The organism is Cytobacillus firmus DS1 (genome assembly GCF_000565285.1).
In the GTDB taxonomy this organism is placed as follows: domain Bacteria; phylum Bacillota; class Bacilli; order Bacillales; family Cytobacillaceae; genus Cytobacillus; species Cytobacillus firmus_A.
Genome location: NZ_APVL01000039.1, coordinates 1 through 22,518, shown reverse-complemented (window position 1 = coordinate 22,518; position 22,518 = coordinate 1). Strand labels below are relative to the sequence as shown.

The 22,518-nt window shown below is 34.7% G+C and carries 22 protein-coding genes and 1 pseudogene; 10 read left to right on the top strand and 13 right to left on the bottom strand.

Features of this window, described 5'->3' with window-relative positions:
- Window positions 1-69: 69 nt before the first annotated feature.
- Window positions 70-1,935 (bottom strand): LTA synthase family protein, encoded by a 1,866-nt coding sequence (locus tag PBF_RS23800; RefSeq protein WP_035333368.1) that lies wholly within the window; start codon window positions 1,933-1,935, stop codon window positions 70-72.
- Window positions 1,936-2,182: 247 nt separating this feature from the next.
- On the opposite strand from PBF_RS23800, the gene PBF_RS26930 reads away from it, so the two are divergent.
- Both PBF_RS26930 and PBF_RS26925 read left to right on the top strand, forming a co-directional pair.
- The gene (locus tag PBF_RS26930; protein WP_235192329.1) at window positions 2,183-2,743 is read left to right on the top strand and encodes a cation diffusion facilitator family transporter; all 561 of its coding nucleotides are present in this window, start codon (window positions 2,183-2,185) and stop codon (window positions 2,741-2,743) included.
- Window positions 2,744-3,010: a hypothetical protein gene (locus PBF_RS26925; RefSeq protein WP_235192328.1), complete on the top strand. Its 267-nt coding sequence runs from the start codon at window positions 2,744-2,746 to the stop codon at window positions 3,008-3,010.
- Window positions 3,011-3,070: 60 nt separating this feature from the next.
- Here PBF_RS26925 and PBF_RS23790 read toward each other — a convergent pair whose 3' ends face one another.
- Window positions 3,071-3,469, bottom strand: coding sequence for a FixH family protein (locus PBF_RS23790; protein ID WP_035333366.1), 399 nt, complete (start codon window positions 3,467-3,469; stop codon window positions 3,071-3,073).
- A 99-nt stretch (window positions 3,470-3,568) separates the two neighbouring features.
- Complete coding sequence (gene ctaG, locus PBF_RS23785; RefSeq protein WP_035333364.1) at window positions 3,569-4,453, bottom strand: cytochrome c oxidase assembly factor CtaG; 885 nt, start codon at window positions 4,451-4,453, stop codon at window positions 3,569-3,571.
- 296 nt (window positions 4,454-4,749) lie between these two features.
- Here ctaG and PBF_RS23780 point away from each other — a divergent pair, with 296 nt between their 5' ends.
- The gene (locus PBF_RS23780) at window positions 4,750-6,279 is read left to right on the top strand and encodes an alpha-amylase family glycosyl hydrolase (RefSeq protein WP_035333362.1); all 1,530 of its coding nucleotides are present in this window, start codon (window positions 4,750-4,752) and stop codon (window positions 6,277-6,279) included.
- A gap of 304 nt (window positions 6,280-6,583) precedes the next feature.
- Here the strand turns inward: PBF_RS23780 and PBF_RS23775 are convergent, their stop codons facing one another.
- The 4 genes from PBF_RS23775 to PBF_RS23760 all read right to left on the bottom strand — a co-directional run bounded on the left by PBF_RS23775 (window position 6,584) and on the right by PBF_RS23760 (window position 9,802).
- Entirely contained in the window at window positions 6,584-7,984 is a 1,401-nt protein-coding gene (locus PBF_RS23775) for a nucleoside recognition domain-containing protein (protein WP_035333360.1), read from the bottom strand.
- Entirely contained in the window at window positions 7,944-8,678 is a 735-nt protein-coding gene (locus tag PBF_RS23770; RefSeq protein ID WP_035333358.1) for a FeoB small GTPase domain-containing protein, read from the bottom strand. Before PBF_RS23770 ends, PBF_RS23775 begins: the two co-directional genes overlap by 41 nt.
- A 1-nt stretch (window position 8,679) precedes the next feature.
- Entirely contained in the window at window positions 8,680-8,922 is a 243-nt protein-coding gene (locus tag PBF_RS23765; protein ID WP_035333356.1) for a FeoA family protein, read from the bottom strand.
- A gap of 142 nt (window positions 8,923-9,064) precedes the next feature.
- Window positions 9,065-9,802 carry a ZIP family metal transporter gene (locus tag PBF_RS23760; protein WP_035333353.1) on the bottom strand — a complete coding sequence of 246 codons (738 nt, stop codon included), beginning with the start codon at window positions 9,800-9,802 and terminating at the stop codon, window positions 9,065-9,067.
- Between the two features lie 389 nt (window positions 9,803-10,191).
- Between PBF_RS23760 and PBF_RS23755 the strand changes: the two genes are divergently transcribed.
- The 5 genes from PBF_RS23755 to PBF_RS25265 all read left to right on the top strand — a co-directional run bounded on the left by PBF_RS23755 (window position 10,192) and on the right by PBF_RS25265 (window position 14,470).
- A complete protein-coding gene (locus PBF_RS23755) occupies window positions 10,192-10,497 on the top strand; it encodes an ArsR/SmtB family transcription factor (RefSeq protein ID WP_035333379.1) in 306 nt (101 codons plus the stop codon).
- Between the two features lie 16 nt (window positions 10,498-10,513).
- Window positions 10,514-11,446, top strand: a complete 933-nt coding sequence (locus PBF_RS23750; protein ID WP_035333352.1) for a cation diffusion facilitator family transporter — start codon at window positions 10,514-10,516, stop codon at window positions 11,444-11,446.
- A gap of 270 nt (window positions 11,447-11,716) precedes the next feature.
- The gene (locus PBF_RS23745) at window positions 11,717-13,087 is read left to right on the top strand and encodes a HAMP domain-containing sensor histidine kinase (protein ID WP_035333348.1); all 1,371 of its coding nucleotides are present in this window, start codon (window positions 11,717-11,719) and stop codon (window positions 13,085-13,087) included.
- Window position 13,088: 1 nt separating this feature from the next.
- Window positions 13,089-13,769, top strand: a complete 681-nt coding sequence (locus PBF_RS23740) for a response regulator transcription factor (protein ID WP_035333344.1) — start codon at window positions 13,089-13,091, stop codon at window positions 13,767-13,769.
- 530 nt (window positions 13,770-14,299) lie between these two features.
- Entirely contained in the window at window positions 14,300-14,470 is a 171-nt protein-coding gene (locus tag PBF_RS25265) for a DUF2759 domain-containing protein (protein WP_035333343.1), read from the top strand.
- Between the two features lie 230 nt (window positions 14,471-14,700).
- Here the strand turns inward: PBF_RS25265 and PBF_RS23730 are convergent, their stop codons facing one another.
- The gene (locus PBF_RS23730; RefSeq protein WP_035333342.1) at window positions 14,701-15,483 is read right to left on the bottom strand and encodes a C39 family peptidase; all 783 of its coding nucleotides are present in this window, start codon (window positions 15,481-15,483) and stop codon (window positions 14,701-14,703) included.
- A gap of 148 nt (window positions 15,484-15,631) precedes the next feature.
- The gene (lgt, locus tag PBF_RS23725; protein ID WP_035333340.1) at window positions 15,632-16,444 is read right to left on the bottom strand and encodes a prolipoprotein diacylglyceryl transferase; all 813 of its coding nucleotides are present in this window, start codon (window positions 16,442-16,444) and stop codon (window positions 15,632-15,634) included.
- A 256-nt stretch (window positions 16,445-16,700) separates the two neighbouring features.
- Between lgt and PBF_RS23720 the strand changes: the two genes are divergently transcribed.
- Together PBF_RS23720 and PBF_RS23715 are read left to right on the top strand one after the other, a co-directional pair.
- Window positions 16,701-17,381, top strand: a complete 681-nt coding sequence (locus PBF_RS23720; RefSeq protein WP_035333338.1) for a response regulator transcription factor — start codon at window positions 16,701-16,703, stop codon at window positions 17,379-17,381.
- 24 nt (window positions 17,382-17,405) lie between these two features.
- A complete protein-coding gene (locus tag PBF_RS23715; RefSeq protein ID WP_035333337.1) occupies window positions 17,406-17,726 on the top strand; it encodes an AbrB/MazE/SpoVT family DNA-binding domain-containing protein in 321 nt (106 codons plus the stop codon).
- Window positions 17,727-18,026: 300 nt separating this feature from the next.
- Here the strand turns inward: PBF_RS23715 and PBF_RS23710 are convergent, their stop codons facing one another.
- From PBF_RS23710 to PBF_RS23695, 4 genes and pseudogenes are all read right to left on the bottom strand, one after another.
- Entirely contained in the window at window positions 18,027-18,656 is a 630-nt protein-coding gene (locus PBF_RS23710; protein WP_035333335.1) for a TetR/AcrR family transcriptional regulator, read from the bottom strand.
- A gap of 640 nt (window positions 18,657-19,296) precedes the next feature.
- Window positions 19,297-20,346, bottom strand: a complete 1,050-nt coding sequence (locus PBF_RS23705) for a flavin-containing monooxygenase (RefSeq protein ID WP_035333334.1) — start codon at window positions 20,344-20,346, stop codon at window positions 19,297-19,299.
- A 53-nt stretch (window positions 20,347-20,399) separates the two neighbouring features.
- Window positions 20,400-20,963 (bottom strand): annotated as a pseudogene (locus tag PBF_RS23700) (HAD-IC family P-type ATPase); the annotation flags it as partial.
- 235 nt (window positions 20,964-21,198) lie between these two features.
- On the bottom strand, window positions 21,199-22,146 hold the full coding sequence (locus PBF_RS23695) for a DNA/RNA non-specific endonuclease (RefSeq protein WP_235192327.1): 948 nt from the start codon (window positions 22,144-22,146) through the stop codon (window positions 21,199-21,201).
- Window positions 22,147-22,518 lie beyond the last annotated feature (372 nt).

Below are 22,518 nucleotides of genomic sequence, written 5' to 3'. Positions count from 1 at the left end.
CGGAATGAGACTATTCCGAACCCCTTTTGTCTACAAACTGAAATGAGCCGCCAGTAATGGCGGCTCATTTTAGTTTGATACGCTCCTATCGGAAATATATCCTGTCTGATTTATAAACCTTAACAAATCACCATATATTACTTGATCTGATGCGTTCAATTCCTTTTGTGCCCTTTCAGCATACTGTTTACAGTATTGTCCATCAATTTCAAGTTCAGTCTGCTTATCATAGCATCTATTTTTTGTGTACAAATATTTCTCAGTAATAAAACTTCCGTCTCTGAGAACTGTAAAATTGTCAGGATATTCGGTGAAAAGATCCGAACCAAAAGTAACATCCGTTTTATCTTTTACACCCAAAAGGTTAAGAATAGAGGGTTTGACATCAATTTGGCCTGAAATATTTTTTATAGTCTTTCCATTATTTATACCGGGAATATGAACGATCATAGGGACTTTTTGAAGCTGTGTTTCTTGGAATGGAGTAATCTCCTTTCCCAGAAATTGAGCCATGGCTTCATTATGATTTGATGAAATCCCGTAATGGTCTCCCATTAGTATGAAAATAGAATTCTCATAAAGCCCTTCTTTCTTTATCATCTCAAAGAACTTTTTCAAAGATTCATCTTCGTATCTTACGGTCGTAAAGTATCGATTTACTGTTCCATCCTCCGAATTCCATTCGGAAATAAGCTCATCCTCTTCCTCTAAGGAAAATGGAAAATGATTTGTTAAAGTAATAAATTTAGCGTAGAATGGCTGCTTTAAATCCCTTAAATATTGCATTGACTGTGCAAAAAAGATATCATCTTTAAGGCCCCATCCAATTGAGTTTTCATCAGTAATATCATAGTATTCATCAGAAAAATACTGATGATAGCCTAATGATTTATACATAACATCCCTGTTCCAAAAACTTTCGTTGTTTGCATGAAAAACTGCAGTGGAATAACCTGATTGACTTAACAGCGAAGGCAACCCCTTAAATGTATTTTGAGAATGTGTAAAGAAAACTGCTCCCCTTGGAAGTCCGTAAAGGGAGTTTTCAACCAAAAACTCAGAATCAGAGGTTTTTCCTTGTCCCGTCTGATGATAGAAATTATTAAAATAGTAAGTGTCCTTACTTTTTATCAAACTATTTAAAAAAGGAGTAATATCCTGGCCTTCAATTTTTTCGTTTATTACAAAGTTTTGAGTAGATTCCATAGAAATAACAAATACATTCTTTCCCTTTGCGATTCCTTCAAGGTCCTCATTGTTTGGTTTTTTTATAGCATTTGTATAATTTACGATTTCTCCTATTTGACTGCTATCAGCAAAAGCCCGATTCATACTTGTTTTTGTCTGCAAGTAGGCATCATACAGCTGATAATTGAAGACTCCCAGATTTTTCACAAGCATATTTCTATCAAATGATCTGGTTAGTAATTGGGGTCTTTCAATATTGGCAAGTACTAGATTAGCTGCAATAACTAGTAAGGAATAAAGTAAAATCTTCCTCTTTTTAATTTTAATTTCACCAAATCGCTTTTTTAAGGGGACCAGTAATCCTAAATCTAATACTAAAAGGATATCAAGAGGGTTAAGAAGACTGATTATACTACTCCCCAAATCACTTGCATTGTCAGTTTGGAATAACACGGGTATTGTAATAAAATCATTAAAAAATCGATAGTAAATCAGATTAAAATATAACAATATTGTTAGGAAGAGATTTGTAATAAAAATTCTAGAATTAATCCCCTTTTTATTTCCAAACAAACACAAACACAATAAAAATAAGATTGAACCTCCGCAAGCTAACATCAATATGATTTCTTGCATAAAATTTTCAATCTCTAAGCTGAAAGCAAACCGGGTGACAACATATGTTTTTAAAGTTAAGGTTAACCAAGTCAAAACTAAATACGAATTCTTTAATCTTCTTCCCTTCATAGCTAGTCCCCTTTTTACTTTTAATACATGTACATCCTCTCATATAGTTAACTATCTATCCATATTTTTGTCAATTAATCTAAAATATTAAGTGATGTGACTCGTTATTGCATGATGATTTGTTAATTACTAACTTCTAATTGATTGTTTTAATAGTTAGGTTTTGGGTATTAACCCATTTAAAAGGGGGATTACCTATGAGCGCAAAAAATACCAAAACACAAAGAAATATGGGGTTAGCTTTTTTTTGAACTTAGGCTTTACAATAATTGAGATAATTGGCGGTTTTCTTACTGGCAGCATCGCCATTATATCTGATGCAGTTCATGATTTAGGGGACTCAATTTCTATAGGAGTGTCATGGTATCTTCAAAAGAAGTCAGAAAAAGGTGCAGATTCTCATTTTACTTTTGGTCATAAAAGGCTGTCCTTAATGGGCGCATTATTAAATGCAGCTGTCTTATTAGCCGGTTCCATTTATGTTTTATACGAAGCAGGAAAGAGGTTATTTAACCCTGTAAATCCCAACTCAGAGGGTATGCTTTGGCTAGCCATTTTGGGAATTGCGGTGAATGGGTTTGCAGCTTACCGGTTAAAAAAAGGTGATGACGGATTAAACCAGAAAATTCTTTCCTGGCATTTAATTGAGGATGTATTAGGATGGGTAGCAGTAATAATTGTTAGTATTATTATGTTATTTAAAGATATTCCAATCCTGGATCCACTTTTATCAATAGGGATTACTTTTTACATTCTATACCATGTTATAAAAAACCTAAAAGAAACCTTAGGTATCTTATTAGATTAAGTGCCTAAGGGTATTAATACCAATATTTTAGAAGAAAAAATTCGGGGCATTTCATCGATTGAAGGTCTTCATCACTTGCATATTTGGTCCATAGATGGAAAGGAACACGCATTTTCTGTTCATCTTGAAGTGCCATATGACACGGAAAAAAGAGATTCCATTGTTAATATTAAAAATAAAATAAGGGAGCATCTAAAAGAACTTAAAGTGGCTCATATTACAATACAATTCGATTTTAGTGGAGAGAGTTGTGAAAAAAAAGAATAGCATGTTTCTTATTCAAAGAAATGAGGGGGATTTAATATCCCTCTCATTTTTTTCTATTAGTTATTCAGGGACCTCAAGTTCAACTTGAGGCATATTATGCATTCCTCTTGCTGTCACATGAGCTATAACATAATAAAGGCCAGGCTCATTAAAGGTCTTTTTTACAAAGTAGGTACCTTTCTCTTTATTTAATTCTCCTTTAATTTCTTCATGCTCCTCAGAAGGAACCCCATCTTTCCAAATTTCAAACTTCATATCATCTGCATCAGTTACCGTTTCTTTTCCTTGGGTTATTTTGGCTTGAATCAATATTTCTTCATTTTGTTTTATTTCTTTTGGTACGGTTTCAACCGATACAACTATAATCTCCCGGATAGTTTCTCTGCTTTGTATTTCGTTTTTATTTGAACAACCAGCTAAAGTTAAGCATAAAAAAAGAAACAAAATTGATTTCTTCATTAGGTCTTTTTCCTCCAAATTTTCTATTAGTGTATATGTTGGGTGCCTATAACTACCTTTTTAATAAACACTGCATTCCAAGTTAAGACTTCTTTTTGTTTACATATTATTGATTTCATGATCTGAGGTCTCCTGGTCCTTACGGTACCATTCAAAAAATGATGAAGCCAGAACAAATCCCAGTACTACTTCCTGAATTATTTTCATGAGGACTCCCCCAAGTTGCTGATCCTGAACCAGAGACATTGAATTAAAAATTTCTGGCCCTGCCAATTCCAGTCCCGAGAGCTTATTAGATGGAACACATAACTTTAAAGCTTCTTGCCAGGCAGCTGGGTTTGAGTAAGTAGCATATAAAGCGCTATCTGCAAAAATAATCAAGGCACATGCTGGGGTCAGCAAAACTCCTTCAGCAAAAATATACCCCACCTTTTTTAGTCCACTTAGCGTTTGATGTTCTTCTAGCTGATTGATTAAGGGCCACCACATATTTATTGCTAATAAGAACAGGACTAAGGTATAAGACGCATGTGTTATTTTATCGGTTTTAACCATATCAAAAACCAGGGGGATATGATAGATGGAGAAAAAAACATTAAACAGAATTAATGCTATAAGGGGCTTTGTTAGTAACATAAAAATCGGTTTTATTCCTGTAACATTTATAAAATTCCTCCAAATCCACTGAGGGATTCCAATTATTAATAATGGTGGAATAATCAAATACAAAATTGCCATCTGAGTCATATGCGCAGAGAACATTAGATGACCAAGCAAATCGATAGGTGCCCCTTTAATAATGTATAAGAGCAGTATCCCAAATGAAAAAATGATTCCCTGTTTTGTTGTTAACGGCTCACTCCCATTAAAATTTCTACGGTAGATAACAGTAATAAAAAAATAAACTGTTATTAGCATCAAAAGAAATACCAAAAAATAAGGACTCCAAAGAGCACGAAAACCAAATATATTTAGTGGCGCCAAAGCACAGCCTCCCCTTTATTAGTAAATAATAAGTGCAGATCTTTCATTTTTCGTTAAAATTAAATTTTTTTAGATTTTGGCTCTTCACTATTTAAAAATCTCATGCAAAAGGACATGTCAATATAATATTATCTATAAACTTAGTGAAAAACCCCTATATTTTTATATGTTCATATATTAAATTAATAGATGGACAGTTAAAAGACAATCTTTATATTAAAAGTTCTTTTTTTCTTCACAATTCCTAAACAATTGAATATTTAACCTGTAAACAAAAATTAAAAGGAGGAAGCACTATGATAAAAAAGTTTATTTCCTTATTTCTTATAACTTTTTTTATGCCCCATTGGATTTCAGCTGAAGCTAACGAAGAAAATGAAAGGAAATGGCAAGATGAAACGATCTACTATATAATGGTTGACCGCTTTAATAATGGAGATATTAAAAATGATTTCAATGTAAATGCTAAAAACCCGGAATCCTATCAAGGTGGAGATTTCCAAGGAATAATAGATAAGCTAGACTACCTAAAAGATATGGGATATACAACGTTGATGCTTACACCGATTTTTAACAATGAGGAAAATGGATATCATGGTTATTGGATTAATGATTTTTATAATACCGAAGACCATTTTGGTTCTTTAAAAACATTTAAGAGACTTATTAAGGAAGCTCATAATCGTGATATGAAAATCATCCTAGAGTTTCCATCCAAAAATATAGGTCCTAACCACCCTTGGCTCAAAGATTCCAAAAAACGTGATTGGTTAAGGGGGAGTATGGAACATAAGGGCATAGGGGAAAATACTAAAGAAAATGAGTTTAGTAACTTGCCAGAAATAAATAAGAAGAACCCTGAAGTTCAGAAGTACTTGATTGATGTAGCGAAATGGTGGATTGCAGAGACTGATATAGACGGTTTTCAATTGAACTTGACCCAAAATGAACCAGAAATTTTCTGGGGGGAATTTTCAAAAGAGGTTTATAAGTTAAAAGATGACTTCTACTTAATTGCTGGTACTGTTCCAAGTGATTTAAATGCTGATAAGTATGAAAAAATGGGAATGAAAAGTTTAATAAATGACTCATTCAGCAATGAGCTAAGATCAGCATTTTCAAAACCTGACCAATCGTTTGAAAACTTATTCGTGAATCAAAATCAATCGGAGCTTTCTGAGAAATCCCCTTATTTGATGGGAAAGTATATGGATAATCCCCATACACCGCGTTTTACCAGTGGGGCAGTAAAAAACAACCAACACCCTGGACCAAGGTGGAAACTGGCACTTACTTATTTATACACCACACCTGGTGTTCCTATTGTGTATTATGGGAGTGAAATTGCTTTAAATGGTGAAGAAGAACCTGATAACCGGAAGATAATGGACTTTAGAACTGATAAAGAGTTAATTGATTTTATAACTAAAATAGGTGAGCTTCGCCAACAGCTTCCTTCCTTATCAAAAGGAACAATGGAAGTATTATATAAAGACGATTCTGCAGCAGTATATAAACGAGTCTATAATGATGAAGTTACTGTAACGGTTATCAATAATAGCTCCCAATCAACAGCCATTACTCTATCAGCTGAAGAACTTGGAGGTAAAGACAAAGAGTTGCGTGGGTTGTTAGCGGGAGATCTTGTTCAACCTAAAGATAATAAATACATCTTTGTTCCCGACAGGGAGGAAAGTGAAATATATATACTTAAAGAGAAAACCGGATTAAATATTCCACTTATCTTATCACTGACAGCTGTTTATACTGCATTTATAGTATTTATTATTGCTCTTCGCAAGCGAGCAAAAAAGAAAAGAAGCTAATCTTTTTCTGTTGCAGGAAATCAAAAAAGAAGAACAGTTTTTAATATATAGACTGTTCTTCTTTTTATTTTGACATGTTAAACTTCTTAGTAAATCCCCTTGTAATTTTACTTAATCAATTGGTTGGCGAACTAGCAAACTAATTGAAAGAATGCGCAAGAAAAGTAGATTAGCCTAATATGCATCCGCATACTGCTATCACGGGTAGTAAAAAATATCCTGCTATGATATTGGAAAAATTCTAACCCAATTAATATGTTTGATCTTCTTTTGTAGTACAACTTAACCTATACCGTTACTTTATCTACACCCAATTTAAGATACGAGCTAATTGTGCAATAAGAAAAGTTACAAAAAATGCAATACCTGTAGGGATTATAAAGGACCAAAAAGTCCATTTCGCACTTTTGGTTTCCTTGTATATATTTACTAGTGTTGTGCCGCAAGGATAATGCAGTAAAGAGAACAGCATCATATTTAGAGCAGTAAGCCAAGTCCATCCTTGGTCGATAAAGATTTTCTTCAAATCCTCAATTCCATCTACATCTATTAAGGCACCAGTTGACAGGTAACCCATTAATAGGATGGGCAATACGATTTCATTAGCAGGAAGTCCAATTAAAAATGCCATTAAAATAAATCCGTCTAGACCAATCGCCTGGCCAAGCGGGTCTAAAAATTGAACAATATGAAGCAGTATACTTGAATCTCCTGCCTGAATGTTTGCAAGTATCCAGGTTAATATCCCTGCTGGAGCAGCGACTTTAACTGCACGGACTAATACAGACCAGGATTTATTCAAAGAAGAGCGAATAACTGTATCGAAGAATTTAGGTTTTCTATATGGTGGCAGCTCCAAAGTGTAGTGAGTTGGCACGCCCTTCAAGGCTGTCTTTGATAGGACCCAGGATACCAAGAATGTTATTATAATCCCGAAAAGCACAATTCCCACAATAACAGAAGTCGTAACAATCGTCTTCATTCCTCCAGTAAACCCTGTCGCCATAAAAAGTGAGGCCAAAACAATTAATGTACCCCACCTTCCATTGCACGGGACAAAGTTATTTGTTAATATAGCCAGCATCCTTTCCCGGGGAGATTCGATAATCCTCGATGACATAATTGCTGCAGCGTTGCAGCCGAATCCCATCGCCATTGTCAGTGATTGCTTTCCGTGTGCCCCAACTGTTTTAAAAAGCCGATCCATATTAAATGCTACACGTGGCAAATAACCGTAGTTTTCAAGCAATGCAAAGGTCGGAAAGAAGATGGCCATGGGTGGAAGCATTACGCTGATTACCCAGCTCGTTCCACGGTAGAGACCCAATACCAAAACTCCATGAAGCCAATCTGGAGCATTTAATTCAGTGAAAAATAATGTTAGGTACCCTTCCACCCACCCAAATAATTCAGCAAGCATGGACGATGGAATATTTGCGCCTGCAATTGTTAAATAAAACACAACACCTAGCATCACTAACATGATTGGAAACCCAAAAACAGGAGAGGTGAAAATTGCATCTAATTTTTCAGTTCTGTGATCAAATTTGTTTTTTGTAAACGAGACACCTTCTTTTACCAATTGATGGCTTTTTCTATATAATTGCCCAACTATTTGGTCACGTATTTGTGTCGAGGAAAGAAGATCTGCTTCCTGGAACAGTTCATTTAATGCCTGTTTTTGTTTTGTGGAATGTAGCTCCATTGATCAAAACCTCCCTGTTTCTGGCCTTTCTTTCTTCGATTTGTTCAAACAATTGTCTGTCTCCGTCTAATAACCTTAAAGAAAGCCATCTTGCAGATATATCATGGCCAACAATTCTATCAATCATAGGCTCCAAGATTTTTATTTTTCTTTCAGTTTCCTCGTCATATTCTATCTGAAAAGGAGTGCATTGAATGACTCCCGAAATAACCCGGCTCACAGTATCAAGAAGCATAGGTATTCCCGTTTTATTTCTTGCAGATATTTTTATTACCGGTACACCCAACCTTCTCATTAGTAATTTTTCATTAATATTAATTCCCAATTTCTCTGCCTCATCAATTAAATTAATACAAATGATTACCCGATTAGTCATCTCCAGTACCTGTAAGGCTAAATTTAAATTTCTTTCAAGAGCTGTAGCGTCCAAAATAACAATAGTGATATCGGGATTTCCAAAAACAATAAAATCTCGGGCGATTTCTTCGTCTAAGGAATTTGAATAAAGTGAATATGTGCCGGGTAAATCAACTATTTCATATTGATCATTTTTATAAGTGTATACTCCCTTTTTCATCTCCACAGTTTTTCCAGCCCAATTTCCAGTATGTTGTTTTAGTCCTGTTAGTGCATTGAATAAGGTGCTCTTACCTGTGTTCGGGTTGCCGCAAAGAGCAATTCGAAAGTTACTCATGCTAAACCAACTCCCCTAAAATTTTGTGACTTTCCTCTTTCCTTAAGGCTATGGAAGTGTTGCTTACCCTAAAAGCAACAGGGTCCCCTAATGGGCTTTTTCTTAGCACTTCGACATATGCACCCGGAACAAATCCTAAATCGAGCAGACGTCTCCTCATTATTCCGTCTATGTTTAAATCAGTTATTTTGATAATGTTCCCTTTTTCTCCTTCAAATAAGGAGATTTTTTTAGACAACCCCATGTTTTTTTCCTCCATACTTATTTTTTTCCCCAGTGCAACTTTTTATTATTATAATATGAATATATTTTCATATTGTCAAATTTATTTCAAAAAATAATAAAAAACTGTCATCTCCATGACAGTTTTGATTGGACTGATCTAGTTAATGTCCTACGGGAACTAAAATAAAGAATAAAATTATAAGAAGTGCACCTAATAAAGTTATAGATAGCACTTTAATTTTCGACAGATATAAGGATTGTTTCCAAAGTATCTCATAGAATGTTACATAACTTAATGTGCCTATAGCGGTTCCGTTTAAAATAGTCGTAAACTTAACAGAAGGTGATTGCCACTCTAGCCCCCCTAAAGCATTCAAACTGACCGCAAGCGATAGAATAAAGCAAAAAAACCCAAAAATAAATACCTTCATTTCTGTATATATTAGGGTCCCCATTAGAATAACTCCCTCAGGAATATGATGAAGAAAAACTGCTGCTAATAATACTGAGGGATTGACAACCTGCTGTTGGACATTCATACCTAATGCTAATCCCGTAGGGATGCTATGAAGAAATAATGCAGCAAAAAGAAGGAGAAAAACTCCAGAGTCACGGTTGAAACGACTTTTAGTTTTATGGATTAATCCTTCCATTACAATCATAAAAAAAACACCTAATGAAATTCCGGTAAATACTCCGACATAATCTAAATGTTTAAGTGTTTCTGGAAGAAGTTCAAATCCAATCAGACCAATTAAGATACCGCTGCAGAATATATTAACGTAATGGCTATTCAGCTTTAACATGTGACAGAAAAACCAAGTAAGTCCTCCTCCAACCAGAGTTCCAAAGAAAATAATTAAGAAAACAATTACAACTACTTCTACATCACTGTTCATTAACAAGAACCCCCATGAATATTTGTACAAGTATATTCACATAGTCTTAAATTAAGAATTGAACAAAAGTAAAGTAAATGAACAAAGAAAATTAAAGTTAATTGACAATATCTTCTTTTTTGTTTAACATATATATGAGCATATGTTCATATATGTGAGAAATCAGGTTTTTCTGGGCTAGAGCCCGTATTGTTAAGCTTAAAAGATTTCTAAATCAACTAAAATCCCTTGAAACCTTATCTATAAAGCTGAATCATAGAGGAAGTATTTACTTGGTTTTTCTCACTCTTAGTATTTTAACGGGCATTTATTTTTTACATTTCAAAGGATATTTAATATTTGTATCATTCAATGAGACAAATCACAAAATAATAAAAGGTGGAAATATAATGAAACAACAAGATCATCTGTTTTTATCAGCACAAACTGTTGATGAAGCCTCTAGAATTTTTAAAGCATTGGGAGATCCGACACGAATTAAAATTTTATATTTATTATCACAAGAGGAGTGTTCAGTAAGCCATATAACCGAAGTACTGGATATGACACAATCAGCAGTCTCCCATCAGCTTAGTTTACTCAGAAAGCTTAGGCTTGTTAAATATAGGCGTGAAGGAACCACGCTCTATTATACTTATGATGACGAACATGTCATCACAGTGTTAAATCAAGTTCTAACCCATATTAAATGTTAGTAAAGGAGGATTATTAATGGGACATCATCACGACCATGGACATGGTCACTCTCACGGCCATAACCACTTTGAAGAAACACGAGAAGGAAATAAAAAAGGATTAATCATTGCTCTGGTAATAACTACAGGAATTATGATTTTAGAATTTTTCGGAGGGCTGATTACCAATAGTTTAGCTCTACTCTCAGATTCTGGCCATATGTTGAGTGATGCAAGTTCACTGTTTCTGAGTTTAATTGCTATCTGGTTTGCTTCTAGGCCCCCATCCCCTCGCAAGACGTATGGATTTTATAGATTCGAGATCCTAGCTGCATTGTTTAATGGAGTTACCCTATTTGTCATAGCTGGCTTTATCGTCAAGGAAGCCTACGGCAGATTCTTTGAACCTCCAACTGTTGCAAGCGGAACAATGATGCTGATTGCTTCTGTAGGTCTAATTGCCAATTTGATCAGTGCTTGGTCGTTAATGCGTAAAGGAGATGTGAAAAATAATGTTAATTTAAGAAGTGCCTATTTGCATGTTCTTGGAGACGCTCTAGGTTCTATTGGTGCCATTATTGCAGGAATACTAATGCTACTGTTTGACTGGTATGTAGCAGATCCTATTATCTCTGTATTGGTTGCTTTATTAATATTAAAAAGTGCCTGGGGAATTATTAAACATTCTGTTCATATTTTAATGGAAGGGACACCAATCACTATTGACCAAGAGAAAGTGAGAGCAGCTTTAACTGAAATCGATGGAGTCATTAATATTCATGATCTCCACATTTGGACCATTACTTCGGGACTTGATTCACTCAGCTGCCATATTCTTATCGAAGATAACAGAGACAGCCAGGAAATCCTCCAACAAGCAATTAGCAAAATAAATGAAAAATTTCATATTGAACACACTACTATACAAATAGAAACTTCTTCTATTGCTCATAATGAGTTGAAAATATAGACAATAAAAATACAACTAAAAAGCCAAGATCCTTTCGTCTTGGCTTTTTATAGTGTGTTTAGGTATATAATGAACGCGGTCTTTATTTACTTAAGTTCTTATAAAAAATGCTTGTTCGGCATATCCCCCTTTTTGCACTACAAATAACAATGTATTATCTAACATACCTAAATTCAAGGGGCTATTATTTTTATAAGTACAATTAAATCTGCATAAAATATTCAAATCTAAGGGATATAATTTAACAACTAGCAAGAAACAGGTGATTTCATGAACAAGCTATCAATAAAGCTGGGAATAATTTTCTTTCTAATTATTTTTGGTCTTGTTATCTTAATGTTTTTTTTCTTACATTCGGCACTCGTTGACTCAAGAATAGAAGAAGAATTGCTTTCCTTACAAGCAAGAGGAAATTCTCATAGAGCAATTTTAGAAAAACACTTTGACGCTGATACAATTTCACATGTAACTCTAATGGAATCAGAAGCAAATACCGACGTGGTAATTACGGATGTGAGCGGTAAAATACTTGGATCTTCAGCTAATAGCGAGAGGTTTAAGGGGTACATTCTCAATTCTAGGTTTAATATTCCTAGAAAAGGTGAAGTTTTAGAGGATAATTGGAAACATGGGTCCTTTATATCAACTGTAAGCCCAATAGAGATCGATGGCAGGTCAAAAGGACGCGTTTATATGTTTCAGGATACAGAATCACTTCATACTTTGATAAAACGGCTGAATGGAAACTTTTTATTGGCCGGAATAATTGCTGTTTGCTTGACTCTGATTATTATTGTCTTTCTTTCAAAAGCTCTCGCTAGACCTCTCATAAACATGAAAGAAGCTACCTATCAAATAAGCAGAGGTAATTTTTCTGTATCACTGCCCCAAAATGGCGATGACGAACTTAGTGATTTAGCTCATTCCATTTCTAGGCTGGCGAACGATCTAAAATACTTAAAACAAGAGAGAATTGATTTTTTAGCCAGCATTTCTCATGAGCTAAGAACCCCCCTAACCTATATAAAAGGATATGCTGATATTGTTCATAGACGAAATCTGTCTATTGAAGATCGAGACAAGTATTTAAATATTATCCGTGAAGAAGCAAATCGACTTTCAGACTTAATTAAGGACCTTTTTGATCTTGCAAAAATGGACAAAAATTCATTTATAATTCAGAAGAGGCATTTAGACTTAACTGACTTTATTTTGAAAATAAAGCAAAAGTTCACTCCCGCTTTCCAAGAAAAAGAAATGGAACTTAAAGTAGTTTGTCCGGAAGAGCTATTTATTATGGCGGATCCATCCCGGCTGGAGCAAATCATTTTTAACTTATTAGATAATGCCATTAAATATTCTCCCTCTGGATCAAAGACACTTCTTACTGTAAGCACCAAGAAAAAGGATGTTTATATTAAGATTAAAGATAGCGGTAAAGGTATTCCAGAAGAAGATCTTCCTTACATTCTAAACCGCTTCTACCGTGTAGATAAATCCCGAACAAGATCATTAGGTGGAACAGGTCTCGGGTTGTCCATTGTTAAGGAGCTGGTTCTCGCGCATGGTGGAAAGATCTCGGTTAAAAGTAAGGAAGGCAAAGGTACTGAGTTTGAATTAATCTTTAAAGGAGCAGTTTAAATTGAAAACAATACTACTAGTAGATGATGAAACCAGAATGCTTGACTTATTAGCTCTATATTTAATGCCATTTGGCTATAAATGTGTCAAAAAGTCATCAGCCATAGATGCAATCCTTTATGTAGAATCCCATTCAGTAGACCTTATATTGCTAGATGTTATGATGCCTGAAATGGATGGGTGGACAGCATGCAAGGAAATTAAGAAATTCAGAGATATTCCGATAATCATGCTAACTGCCAGAAGTGAGAAGCCAGATATTGTGAAGGGGCTAAAAATAGGAGCTGATGATTATATTTTAAAGCCATTTGATGAAGAAGAACTCTTAGCAAGGATTGAGGCAGTTCTAAGAAGAACAAAATCATCAGAGGAAGGGATTCTTTCTTTTAAAGGTCTTGTTCTAAAGCAAAATGCTTATGAACTCTTATTTGAAAATAAGGAGATTTTGCTGACTCCAAAAGAGTTTGCAATGATGGGATTATTTTTAAGAAATCGAAACAAAGTTTTTTCTAGGGACCATTTTATTGCGTCCGTGTGGGGGGAAGGCGTTTCAATTGAAGATCGGACTATCGACTCCCATGTAAGGAACCTAAGGGACAAGCTCAGAAAAGCAGGATTTCCAGCAGATGATCATTTGCAAACTGTTTGGGGCGTTGGCTATAAATGGACTGAAAAAAAATAACAAATCAAATGGTTCTAGGTCCATTCAAATATTTATTCTTATTAGATAATTGGCTTTAATAATAAAGTATTTGATTTGAATATTAAAGAATGCGATATACCCTATGAACCCTCGAAAAGCTCAATCTTATATAAATTAGTTCGCTATCAAGAAATCTTGCTCAACTTTAATAATTAAATTTTTTATCCATACTTTCTGCACATTTTTTATTTATAATAGGTTCGACCCTATTCGTCTAATTCATTTCATGTCGTTATTCTGGGTTTCATTTCCGAATTTCTCCGAATTAACTTTGTTAGAGTCATTGAGTTGACATCCTTATAGTTTGGATCTAAAAGTTCGAATATAATTCCATAGCCTACACTTTGATGGACATACTATATATGGATGCCAAGTTCTGTAAGGACAAAGAATAGTAATTTCACTAAAACAGATGAGGAAATTCTATGGAGTATTTGTCTCAAATGTAACAAGGAAGGCAGGAAATTATTCTCGACAGCGATATTAATTTAAAAGAAGGAGGTTTTCCCATGGGTATAGTAATTATATTTGGTTTAGTAGCATTGTTATCAGGCTTTGGGACTCTAAGTGCGATAAAAAATAAAAATCTTCTTGGAGTTCTTTTTGGTGCTGGAAGTTTTCTTGTCTTTGGTTGGTTCTCCATCATGACTTTTATAAACTCTGGATATCCAGCTATGTAACCTTTTTATTGGATTATAAGGTAATGGACCTTTGTTTCAAAAAAAATGTTTAGGACATTATCCTACATACACTAAATTACCATCAACCTTTATCTATTAGTCAAGTCAAGAAAAGGACAAAATCAAAAACTAGGTCTTTTCTTGACTTATTTAATTACCACCACATTATAAGTAATGCTACTAATAATTATTATTTATACTGATCTCTTCTAGCCCTCTTCTAAAAAAGACTATTCTGGTAGATATGTCACCGCTTGACTCCCCATTTGCTTCCAGGCAGCAAGAAATTTTTCCTTTGAAATAAACTTATTTTTCATACCGTCAATTGGGTCGTTGAAATAAACTACCTTGTCATCGTAGCCTGTTATAAGGACAGAATGTTCTTTATAAGTTATTTTCATTTCCCCTTTAGGTGTATACCACTTTTCAAATGCAGAATCTGGCAATTCATCATAGGTCGTATTGGTTATAATCCAAATTGGAATATCGAGCGAAAGATATGTCTGCAGCTCCACAAAATCTCTTCCAGTTAAATCTAATATTTTCCCTGGTAAATATTCTTCGGCGAGCACTTTTATCGGTTTATGATAAACTCCATAGCCGGGATTCTTATAGGAATACATATCACCAACAAATCCCTCATTTGGGTCCCCCCAAAAAATCTTCCCGCCTTCTTTTTTTAGATGAACAGAATTCTTTTTAATTTTATCGGCAAGTGTCATTTTATTTGTATTAATCCCTTTATACTGCAGCAGCATTGCTAGACTAGTAACCTCACATCCTCTTGGCAGTTCAGGAAACTGTTTAATAACAGGTGCATCCAAGAGGACTCGGTCCTTAATCTTTACTATATTATTGTTATACTCTTTTGAATATACAGAAATATAAGGTTTTGGTTCAAGGTTATCTGAAAGTTGTCTTTTACTGTTCTGAGTAAGGTCTCCTCTTCCTAAAAAGAGGAACAGTGATAGGCTTATAAATGTCAAAATTATTAAGGTGATGAATAATTTCATATTTTCTCTTCCCCATTGCAAATTTAAAAATTAAAAATAACAGTTCTTTTCATTAAATTCTTATTAATCTAGAGAATACTTATTTTTAAAATTATTTGGAGCGCGTCAGTATTAGACTTGTTTAAAAGAAGATTTTATTAAAAGTTCTTTAATCCCTATCAGCATATCTAAGAACAGCTTTTCCTAGGCGTTTTCTAAGGACAATGACTAAAACTGCAGCTACAATCAAAGTTAAGGACATAACTTGAGCTATTCTAACTGATTCTGTGAGCATTAAACTATCTGTTCTCAGTCCTTCAACAAAGTACCTACCAACTGAATACCAAATAATATATGATAGAAATACTTCACCACGTTTTATAGGTAATCGTCTGATAAAAATCAAAAGAACAAATCCAAGAATATTCCATAATGATTCATATAAAAAAGTCGGATGATAGTATGCTCCTTCTATATACATTTGATTAATGATTAAGTCGGGAAGTAAGAGGCTTTCGAGGAATGAGCGAGACACTTCTCCCCCATACGCCTCTTGGTTTATGAAATTTCCCCACCGTCCAATTGCCTGGCCTAATATTATGCTCGGTGCAGCAATGTCTGCAAGTCTCCAAAAAGAAATACCTTGTTTTCTAGAAAAAATAACGGCAGTTATCACTGCTCCTAATAATCCTCCATGAATAGCTATACCACCTTCCCATATCGCTAAAATATCCCCTGGATTTTTAATATAGTATTCCCACTTAAAAATTACGTAGTATAATCTTGCGCAAATAATAGATGTGGGGATTGCCCACAACAATAGGTCTGAGAGTAGTTCTTTTTCCATTCCAACTTTTTTCGATTCCTTTGCAGCAAGAATCCATCCTAATAACATGCCGATTCCAATCAGGATTCCGTACCAATAGATCGTTATTGGGCCTATCTCATAAGCAATTCTATCAATCGGTTCAAATTCCCCCATTGTTTTCACCTCATTAACGTTTTTATATCAAAAACATTGTAAGGGATTAATATCAAGAAAGTGTGCAAGATGTGGTACATATTTATGTTGATTGATAAGATTAGAAATTAATTCCATCTATTTGTTTGAAACTCAGGTAGATTTTCATTTTAATTTCGAATTTTAGTGTTTTTTTGGAAGTCTCTCAAACTGCAAAATTTCTTCATACTTTTTTAGTAAGGTAAACCTAGAATACTAAAGAAAAGAGGATAGTAAAATGAAAAAAATCATGGTGATTGATAATGATCAAACAACACAGAAATTATTATCTACCCTTCTTTCGCCATTTTATCGATGCTTACAGTTCCAATCAGCTACTGATGCAATTGAGTTTCTATTACAGAAGAGTGTATCTCTCGTGATATTAGATGTTGTTATGCCCGGCATGCAAGATTCATCAATTTGCACAGAAATTCGAAAGTTCTCTAATGTTCCAATAATTATACTATCTAGTAAAAGAGAGAAAGAAGATATAGTTAATGGATTTAAACAGGGGGCTGATGATTATTTGACTAAGCCTTTTAACAAAGAAGAACTTTTAGTCCGAGTTGAGGCATTGTTAAAAAGGTCTTCCATAGTAAACAGTGATTCACTTTTTTTTCAAGGATTAACCTGGGATGAAACTTCTTTCAACCTTTCTTTTAACGGAAAATCAATATCTATAACTCCGAAAGAATTTGCACTAGTAGGGCATTTATTAAGAAATCCCAATAGTGTTTTCTCGCGTGGAGCGCTTTTGGAGACCATCTGGAAACACGAATGGCAAACGGAAAGCAGAACTATTGACTCTCATATAAGGAACATAAGAGAGAAGTTAAGACTATCCGGTTTCCCTGTTGATCTTCATCTAAAGACCGTTTGGGGAGTCGGCTATAAATGGGAGACAAATCATTCATAAATTAAGTGAAAGGATGAATGTCCTTTGTATGTAAAAAAGCTAACAAAAAACGGTCAAATTTTACTACCGGCAGCTATATATAGATTGTTGGGCATAAAAGATGGAGAGTTCGTCTTTATTTACGAAGAAGATAACCAGTTAGTAGTAAGCAATCTTCCTGAGGATGACCATTTAAATAAATGTATCTTTAGGAATGGAAAATTGTCTATTCCGATGGAATTAAGAAATATTTTAAAAATCGATACAAACACACTGTTATTATTGCAGGCCTACCCAGAGAAGGGATTTATAAAAATAATGAAATTTATAGAAAATCAAGCACACAACTTAGAGCATGGATTATAGAGGAGCGGGGGGAGTCTAGATCTAACAAGGGGGCGAGGTCAGGCAACAATTCCTAATTGCTTAAAAATAATCCAATATTTTAAGCATAGTAATGGATCAGATTGAAAATCTTGACTAATCTTTGGGAAAGCCCCTTAATTTACATTTTAGTATTCATGTTCTCTTTAAACTTAAGGAACAAGAAGATTCCTTTCGTAATGGTACTGTGCGTTTATATAAGACCTTCTATTAACAATGAGGGTCTAAGTTAGTAAATGAATGATTAATAAAAAGAGTTAGTCAATGCTATGCTAGCATCGATTAACTCTTTTTTATATAATTGACTATTGATTCAATTGTCATTTCCATCATTTTCTCAGTCGACAAGGAAAAATCTTCTTCTAACAAAGGGCCTCTTGCTGCAACTCGGTGAACTACACCCAGTAAATTGTTAAATGTCCAAGCGGTTAGTTCATTTGCTGTATAATCAGTTCGAATGCTTCCTTCATTTTGTCCTTTTTCAAACATCTTAAGGATTGACTCTCCGCTGATTCTAATCAAATCCAGGTAATATACTTGTTCAATTTGTTTTGGATAATAAAGGTCAAATGATGCTTGAAATCGGAGATGATCATCTTTTTCTATTAGATAAGTATTCCATTGTTGAAGCCAAGTTAATATATGTTCATACGCAGGAATTTCAGTTGAAACTCCCTTGAAGAATGGCTTCATTTCAAACAGAAGTTGACGTTTGACTTCAGATGCAATTTCATCAATAGATTTATAATATTTATATAATGTTACGGTAGATACTCCAACTTCTCTTGCAATATCTCGTATCGTTACTTTTGGCAAACCTTTTTTCAAAAATAATTTCCTTGCTGCTTTTATTATCTCATTACGACGTCGTGTCCTAAGTTCATCTAACTCACTATCCCATTTTAAACTCAACAAGATTCACTCCTTAAATTTCAACCCTTAGATTTCTATTATTTCAACTTAGAACAGCCTCTAATTTTAATAATAAGATCTACCATATCTCCATAAATGTCCCTAAGTCTTTAGTTAAATATCTTCACTTTCCTAGAGACTCTAGATGCATAAAACAATACTCTTATTACCACCACCGTATTATAATATAAAAATATGAAGAAAATATGGAGAAGAACTCTCCAGTTCCCGAATATGAAATGAGCTCGAATTAGTTTTTTTAAAAGCGAGAAGGTATAAGCATTAGGGAGATATGAACTTAGTAGGTTTCATCCAAGCAATTTTTCATATGACCATCCATCTATATATAAAGCTGCTGTTTCTTTTATAAAAAAATAAGTCAATTCCATTTGTTATGGAATCGACTAATTATGGTTTTATCTTACTAAAGACACCTTTTAATATTATGCTTTTTAGCTGGTGATAGCTCCGTTTCTTCTACTAACTTATCATTTATTCACTTTTTACCATCGGTAGCGGAATAAAATCCACCCTATTTACAATTGTTAGTTCACCAGAGTCAAATTTCCGTTTCCGTTCATACCCTTATATAGCCTCTATGCCTCAAAATGTATATTGTTAAAGTTCACGTAAAAATATTTCAAAGACTAGGAATTGTTAATATCTTTGTGATCAAATATTTAGCATCCTCTCCAATCCCTTGAAGCAACGCGGAACCCCTTCTATATTGCCAGGGGAGGCCTAAGAAGTATAAGCCTTGTGTATCTGTAACTCCTCTTCTATGAATCGGCATCCCCTTCTCATTAAAGATTTTCGGAATATGTATCCAGCTATAATCTGATTTAAAACCAGTGGACCAGATCAGATTTCTTACTTTCAATATGCTTTGGTCCTCAAAGATGAGCTCATTATCAATTGCGGATATAGCTTTCGGCCTTTGCTGTACTTTTCCGTTCTTGAACTGTGCTTTAAGTTCGTAACCAAAAATCGGATCAGGCTTATTCCTTATTGTCTGACCAATTTTACTGTCTATATTTGCCTTTAAAAATCCCAATTTATCAAACCACCAAAAGATGCTTTTGCCCACAAAGTCCTGAGGCATAAATTTGGGTTTGTGCCCAACCGACAGATACACATCTCGATGATCCGCCAATTCAACTGCAATTTGTGCTCCAGAGTTCCCTCCGCCTACTACAACTGTGGTACCGCTCAGAAGCTGATCAGGATTTTTATATTCTGAAGAGTGCAGCTGAAAGACTTCACCCGAAAGAAATTTTGAGAATTCGGGTATATTTGGTTCCTGGAAAGGACCTGTGGCAACTACCACCTGTTTGCTTCGATATTCACCCTGGCTGGTGGACAAAACAAAACAACCCTCTTCTTCATCCAGTTTTGTAATTACTGTTTTGAGCTTTACTGGGAGCGAAAACGCCTTAACATACTGCGTTAAATAGTCACTGATTTCATCTTTTGTTGGATATCCATTCGGATCCCCACTTAAAGGCATGCCAGGCAGAGAACTATAAGCACGCGGCGTAAACAGCTTTAGAGAATCATATCTTTTTCTCCAACTCTCTCCTATTTCAACACCCTGGTCCAGGAGAAGAAAAGATACATTATTCTTTTTAAGGTAATAGCCTATCGAAAGCCCGGCTTGTCCTGCGCCAATAACCAAAACATCGTATAACAAGAATATCCCCCCTAATAAAAATGAGCTTCCCATGAAAACGGGAAGCTCCTATCTTATTTGTCTTTAATTCTGAGAAGTCGCAAGCCGTTTAATGTGACAATAAGAGTCGCACCCATATCTGCAAAAATCGCAATCCAAAGCGTTAGCCACCCTGGAATGACCAAAAGCAATGCAACAAGCTTTATCCCTAATGAAAACGTAATATTTTGCTTAATAATACTTAGGGCTTTCCTGCTTAACTTGACTGTAAACGGCAGTTTCCCAAGGTCATCTGCCATCAAGGCAATATCCGCTGTTTCAAGAGCCGTATCTGTTCCAGCTCCTCCCATTGCGATCCCAACGGTAGAAGCAGCCAATGCAGGGGCATCATTTACACCGTCACCGACCATTGCCACACGGTCATATTTATTTCTAAGATCTTTAATAAACGTTAATTTATCCTGTGGCAATAATTCAGCTTTAATATCCGATACGCCTACCTGATCACCTATCGCATTTGCAGTTCCTTCGTTATCTCCAGTAAGCATAATAGTCTTTTGAATTCCCAAAGAATGAAGATTTTCAATAACATTTTTACTGTTTTCTCTTAACACATCCGCAACGGCAATCAAACCCAAAGCCCCACCCATTAGTTGAGTAGGACAAGATACCCCAAGCTTATTGTTATTGAGTGGTAATCTTATTGAATCAAAATCCTCGTTAGTTAAAAATAACTTTCACCCTACAAAATTAGATGATACAACCATTAATTCAGTTGTTCCTGTACAGATATTTTTTCGAAAAACGTTATAAATCGACCAAAGAGGAAAATGTACCTTCGTTCATATATTTTTTTCTCAAAGTTTTAGATGCTTACTCTCCTACCATACCATCATTGTCATTATCTCGCATATACGGGTATAACCAATGATCGCTCATTATGGGCATACTATAACCTGCATCTTTTGCTTCTTGAATAGTCACTTGGCCGTTACCATTAGTATCGACACTAGAAATATCACCTTTTTCGTTGGAGCTAGTTGAATTTGAAGGTTTGCTACCTGTTAAACCAAGCGATTCGTTTACTTTATCAGGATTGACATTGTCGAATGAATCAACAATCTTATTCCCTCTTAAAGTATAGGTGTACTGATAATGTGAAGGAATCTGCGTTTCCGTATTAGGATATGTGATAATTGCTTCAAAGTCAGTAGCTCCGCCCGCTTTACGAATTGAGTTTTCGAGATAAGCTTGGTCACCGTGACGATTGAGTGTACTTTCTTGTGGAGTAATATTGTAAGCATTCGATACCCCACCCATAGAATCTGCGATAATGTGTCCTTCATCCATATCGTCTCTTTCAACACCTGGGACTTTTGCCTCGTCAGAGTAGTATCTGCCAGACGATAATACAGGTTCTGTACTGTTATCTTGTAGAATAATTTCATCGGCAATGACACGCACTAGTTGTCCGTGTTCATTTGTGAACGCCAAATATTTACGATCTCCAAAGCCAATATCAACAACTACGTTAGGTTGACGATATCCAGATAAATCTCCACCATCAACTTCAATCAATTTGTATCCTGGGAATCCGTCATTATTTTGTTGGGCTGGAGCTTCCTTTTCTACTGGTTCATCAACAATTGTAGTAGTTTCTTCTTTTTCAGTTTCCTCTTGATCGCTATTTTCGGTTATATCAACTGTGGTTACTTGCGAATCTGTTTTTTCTTCTGTAACAGATACATCTTCTGTGTTCGTACATCCAACCATAAAGATAATCGCTAAAAGTAAGGTTAAATAGTTCATTTTCTTTTTCACTTCAGTACCCCTTATAATAACTTTAATCACATTTAAGTGTATTTTATCATATAATGTTTTTCTCTGAATTATATTAAAATATATGCGAAATGAAATTAAGCAATGAAAGATTTTTTTATTCTACGACATGAGCACAGAGCTGGTTTATCAGCTCTTGATATTAAAGAAAAGCACCCTATAGTGTAAGTACATTTTTCACAATGTTGTTCTTTATTTTAGGAATGCTGCCCCTTCATTTGAAGAAGAATGATAATTTAAGGGTCTGTATCCAAAACTAAAGAAAAAAAAGTATATTACTTACATTAAATACGGGGAAAATCAACTCTCCTCCTGTATTTGGCAAGCAAAAAATGTAATAAACGGCAGTTAAAA

Coding starts and splice junctions, on each gene's coding strand:
- PBF_RS23720 (WP_035333338.1), top strand. CDS start 16,701: ATGAAAAAAATCATGGTGATTGATAATGATCAAACAACACAGAAATTA.
- PBF_RS23760 (WP_035333353.1), bottom strand. CDS start 9,802: ATGAACAGTGATGTAGAAGTAGTTGTAATTGTTTTCTTAATTATTTTC.
- PBF_RS23730 (WP_035333342.1), bottom strand. CDS start 15,483: ATGAAATTATTCATCACCTTAATAATTTTGACATTTATAAGCCTATCA.
- PBF_RS23770 (WP_035333358.1), bottom strand. CDS start 8,678: ATGAGTAACTTTCGAATTGCTCTTTGCGGCAACCCGAACACAGGTAAG.
- lgt (WP_035333340.1), bottom strand. CDS start 16,444: ATGGGGGAATTTGAACCGATTGATAGAATTGCTTATGAGATAGGCCCA.
- PBF_RS23750 (WP_035333352.1), top strand. CDS start 10,514: ATGGGACATCATCACGACCATGGACATGGTCACTCTCACGGCCATAAC.
- PBF_RS23765 (WP_035333356.1), bottom strand. CDS start 8,922: ATGGGGTTGTCTAAAAAAATCTCCTTATTTGAAGGAGAAAAAGGGAAC.
- PBF_RS23790 (WP_035333366.1), bottom strand. CDS start 3,469: ATGAAGAAATCAATTTTGTTTCTTTTTTTATGCTTAACTTTAGCTGGT.
- PBF_RS23745 (WP_035333348.1), top strand. CDS start 11,717: ATGAACAAGCTATCAATAAAGCTGGGAATAATTTTCTTTCTAATTATT.
- PBF_RS25265 (WP_035333343.1), top strand. CDS start 14,300: ATGGGTATAGTAATTATATTTGGTTTAGTAGCATTGTTATCAGGCTTT.
- PBF_RS23755 (WP_035333379.1), top strand. CDS start 10,192: ATGAAACAACAAGATCATCTGTTTTTATCAGCACAAACTGTTGATGAA.
- PBF_RS23800 (WP_035333368.1), bottom strand. CDS start 1,935: ATGAAGGGAAGAAGATTAAAGAATTCGTATTTAGTTTTGACTTGGTTA.
- PBF_RS23775 (WP_035333360.1), bottom strand. CDS start 7,984: ATGGAGCTACATTCCACAAAACAAAAACAGGCATTAAATGAACTGTTC.
- PBF_RS23780 (WP_035333362.1), top strand. CDS start 4,750: ATGATAAAAAAGTTTATTTCCTTATTTCTTATAACTTTTTTTATGCCC.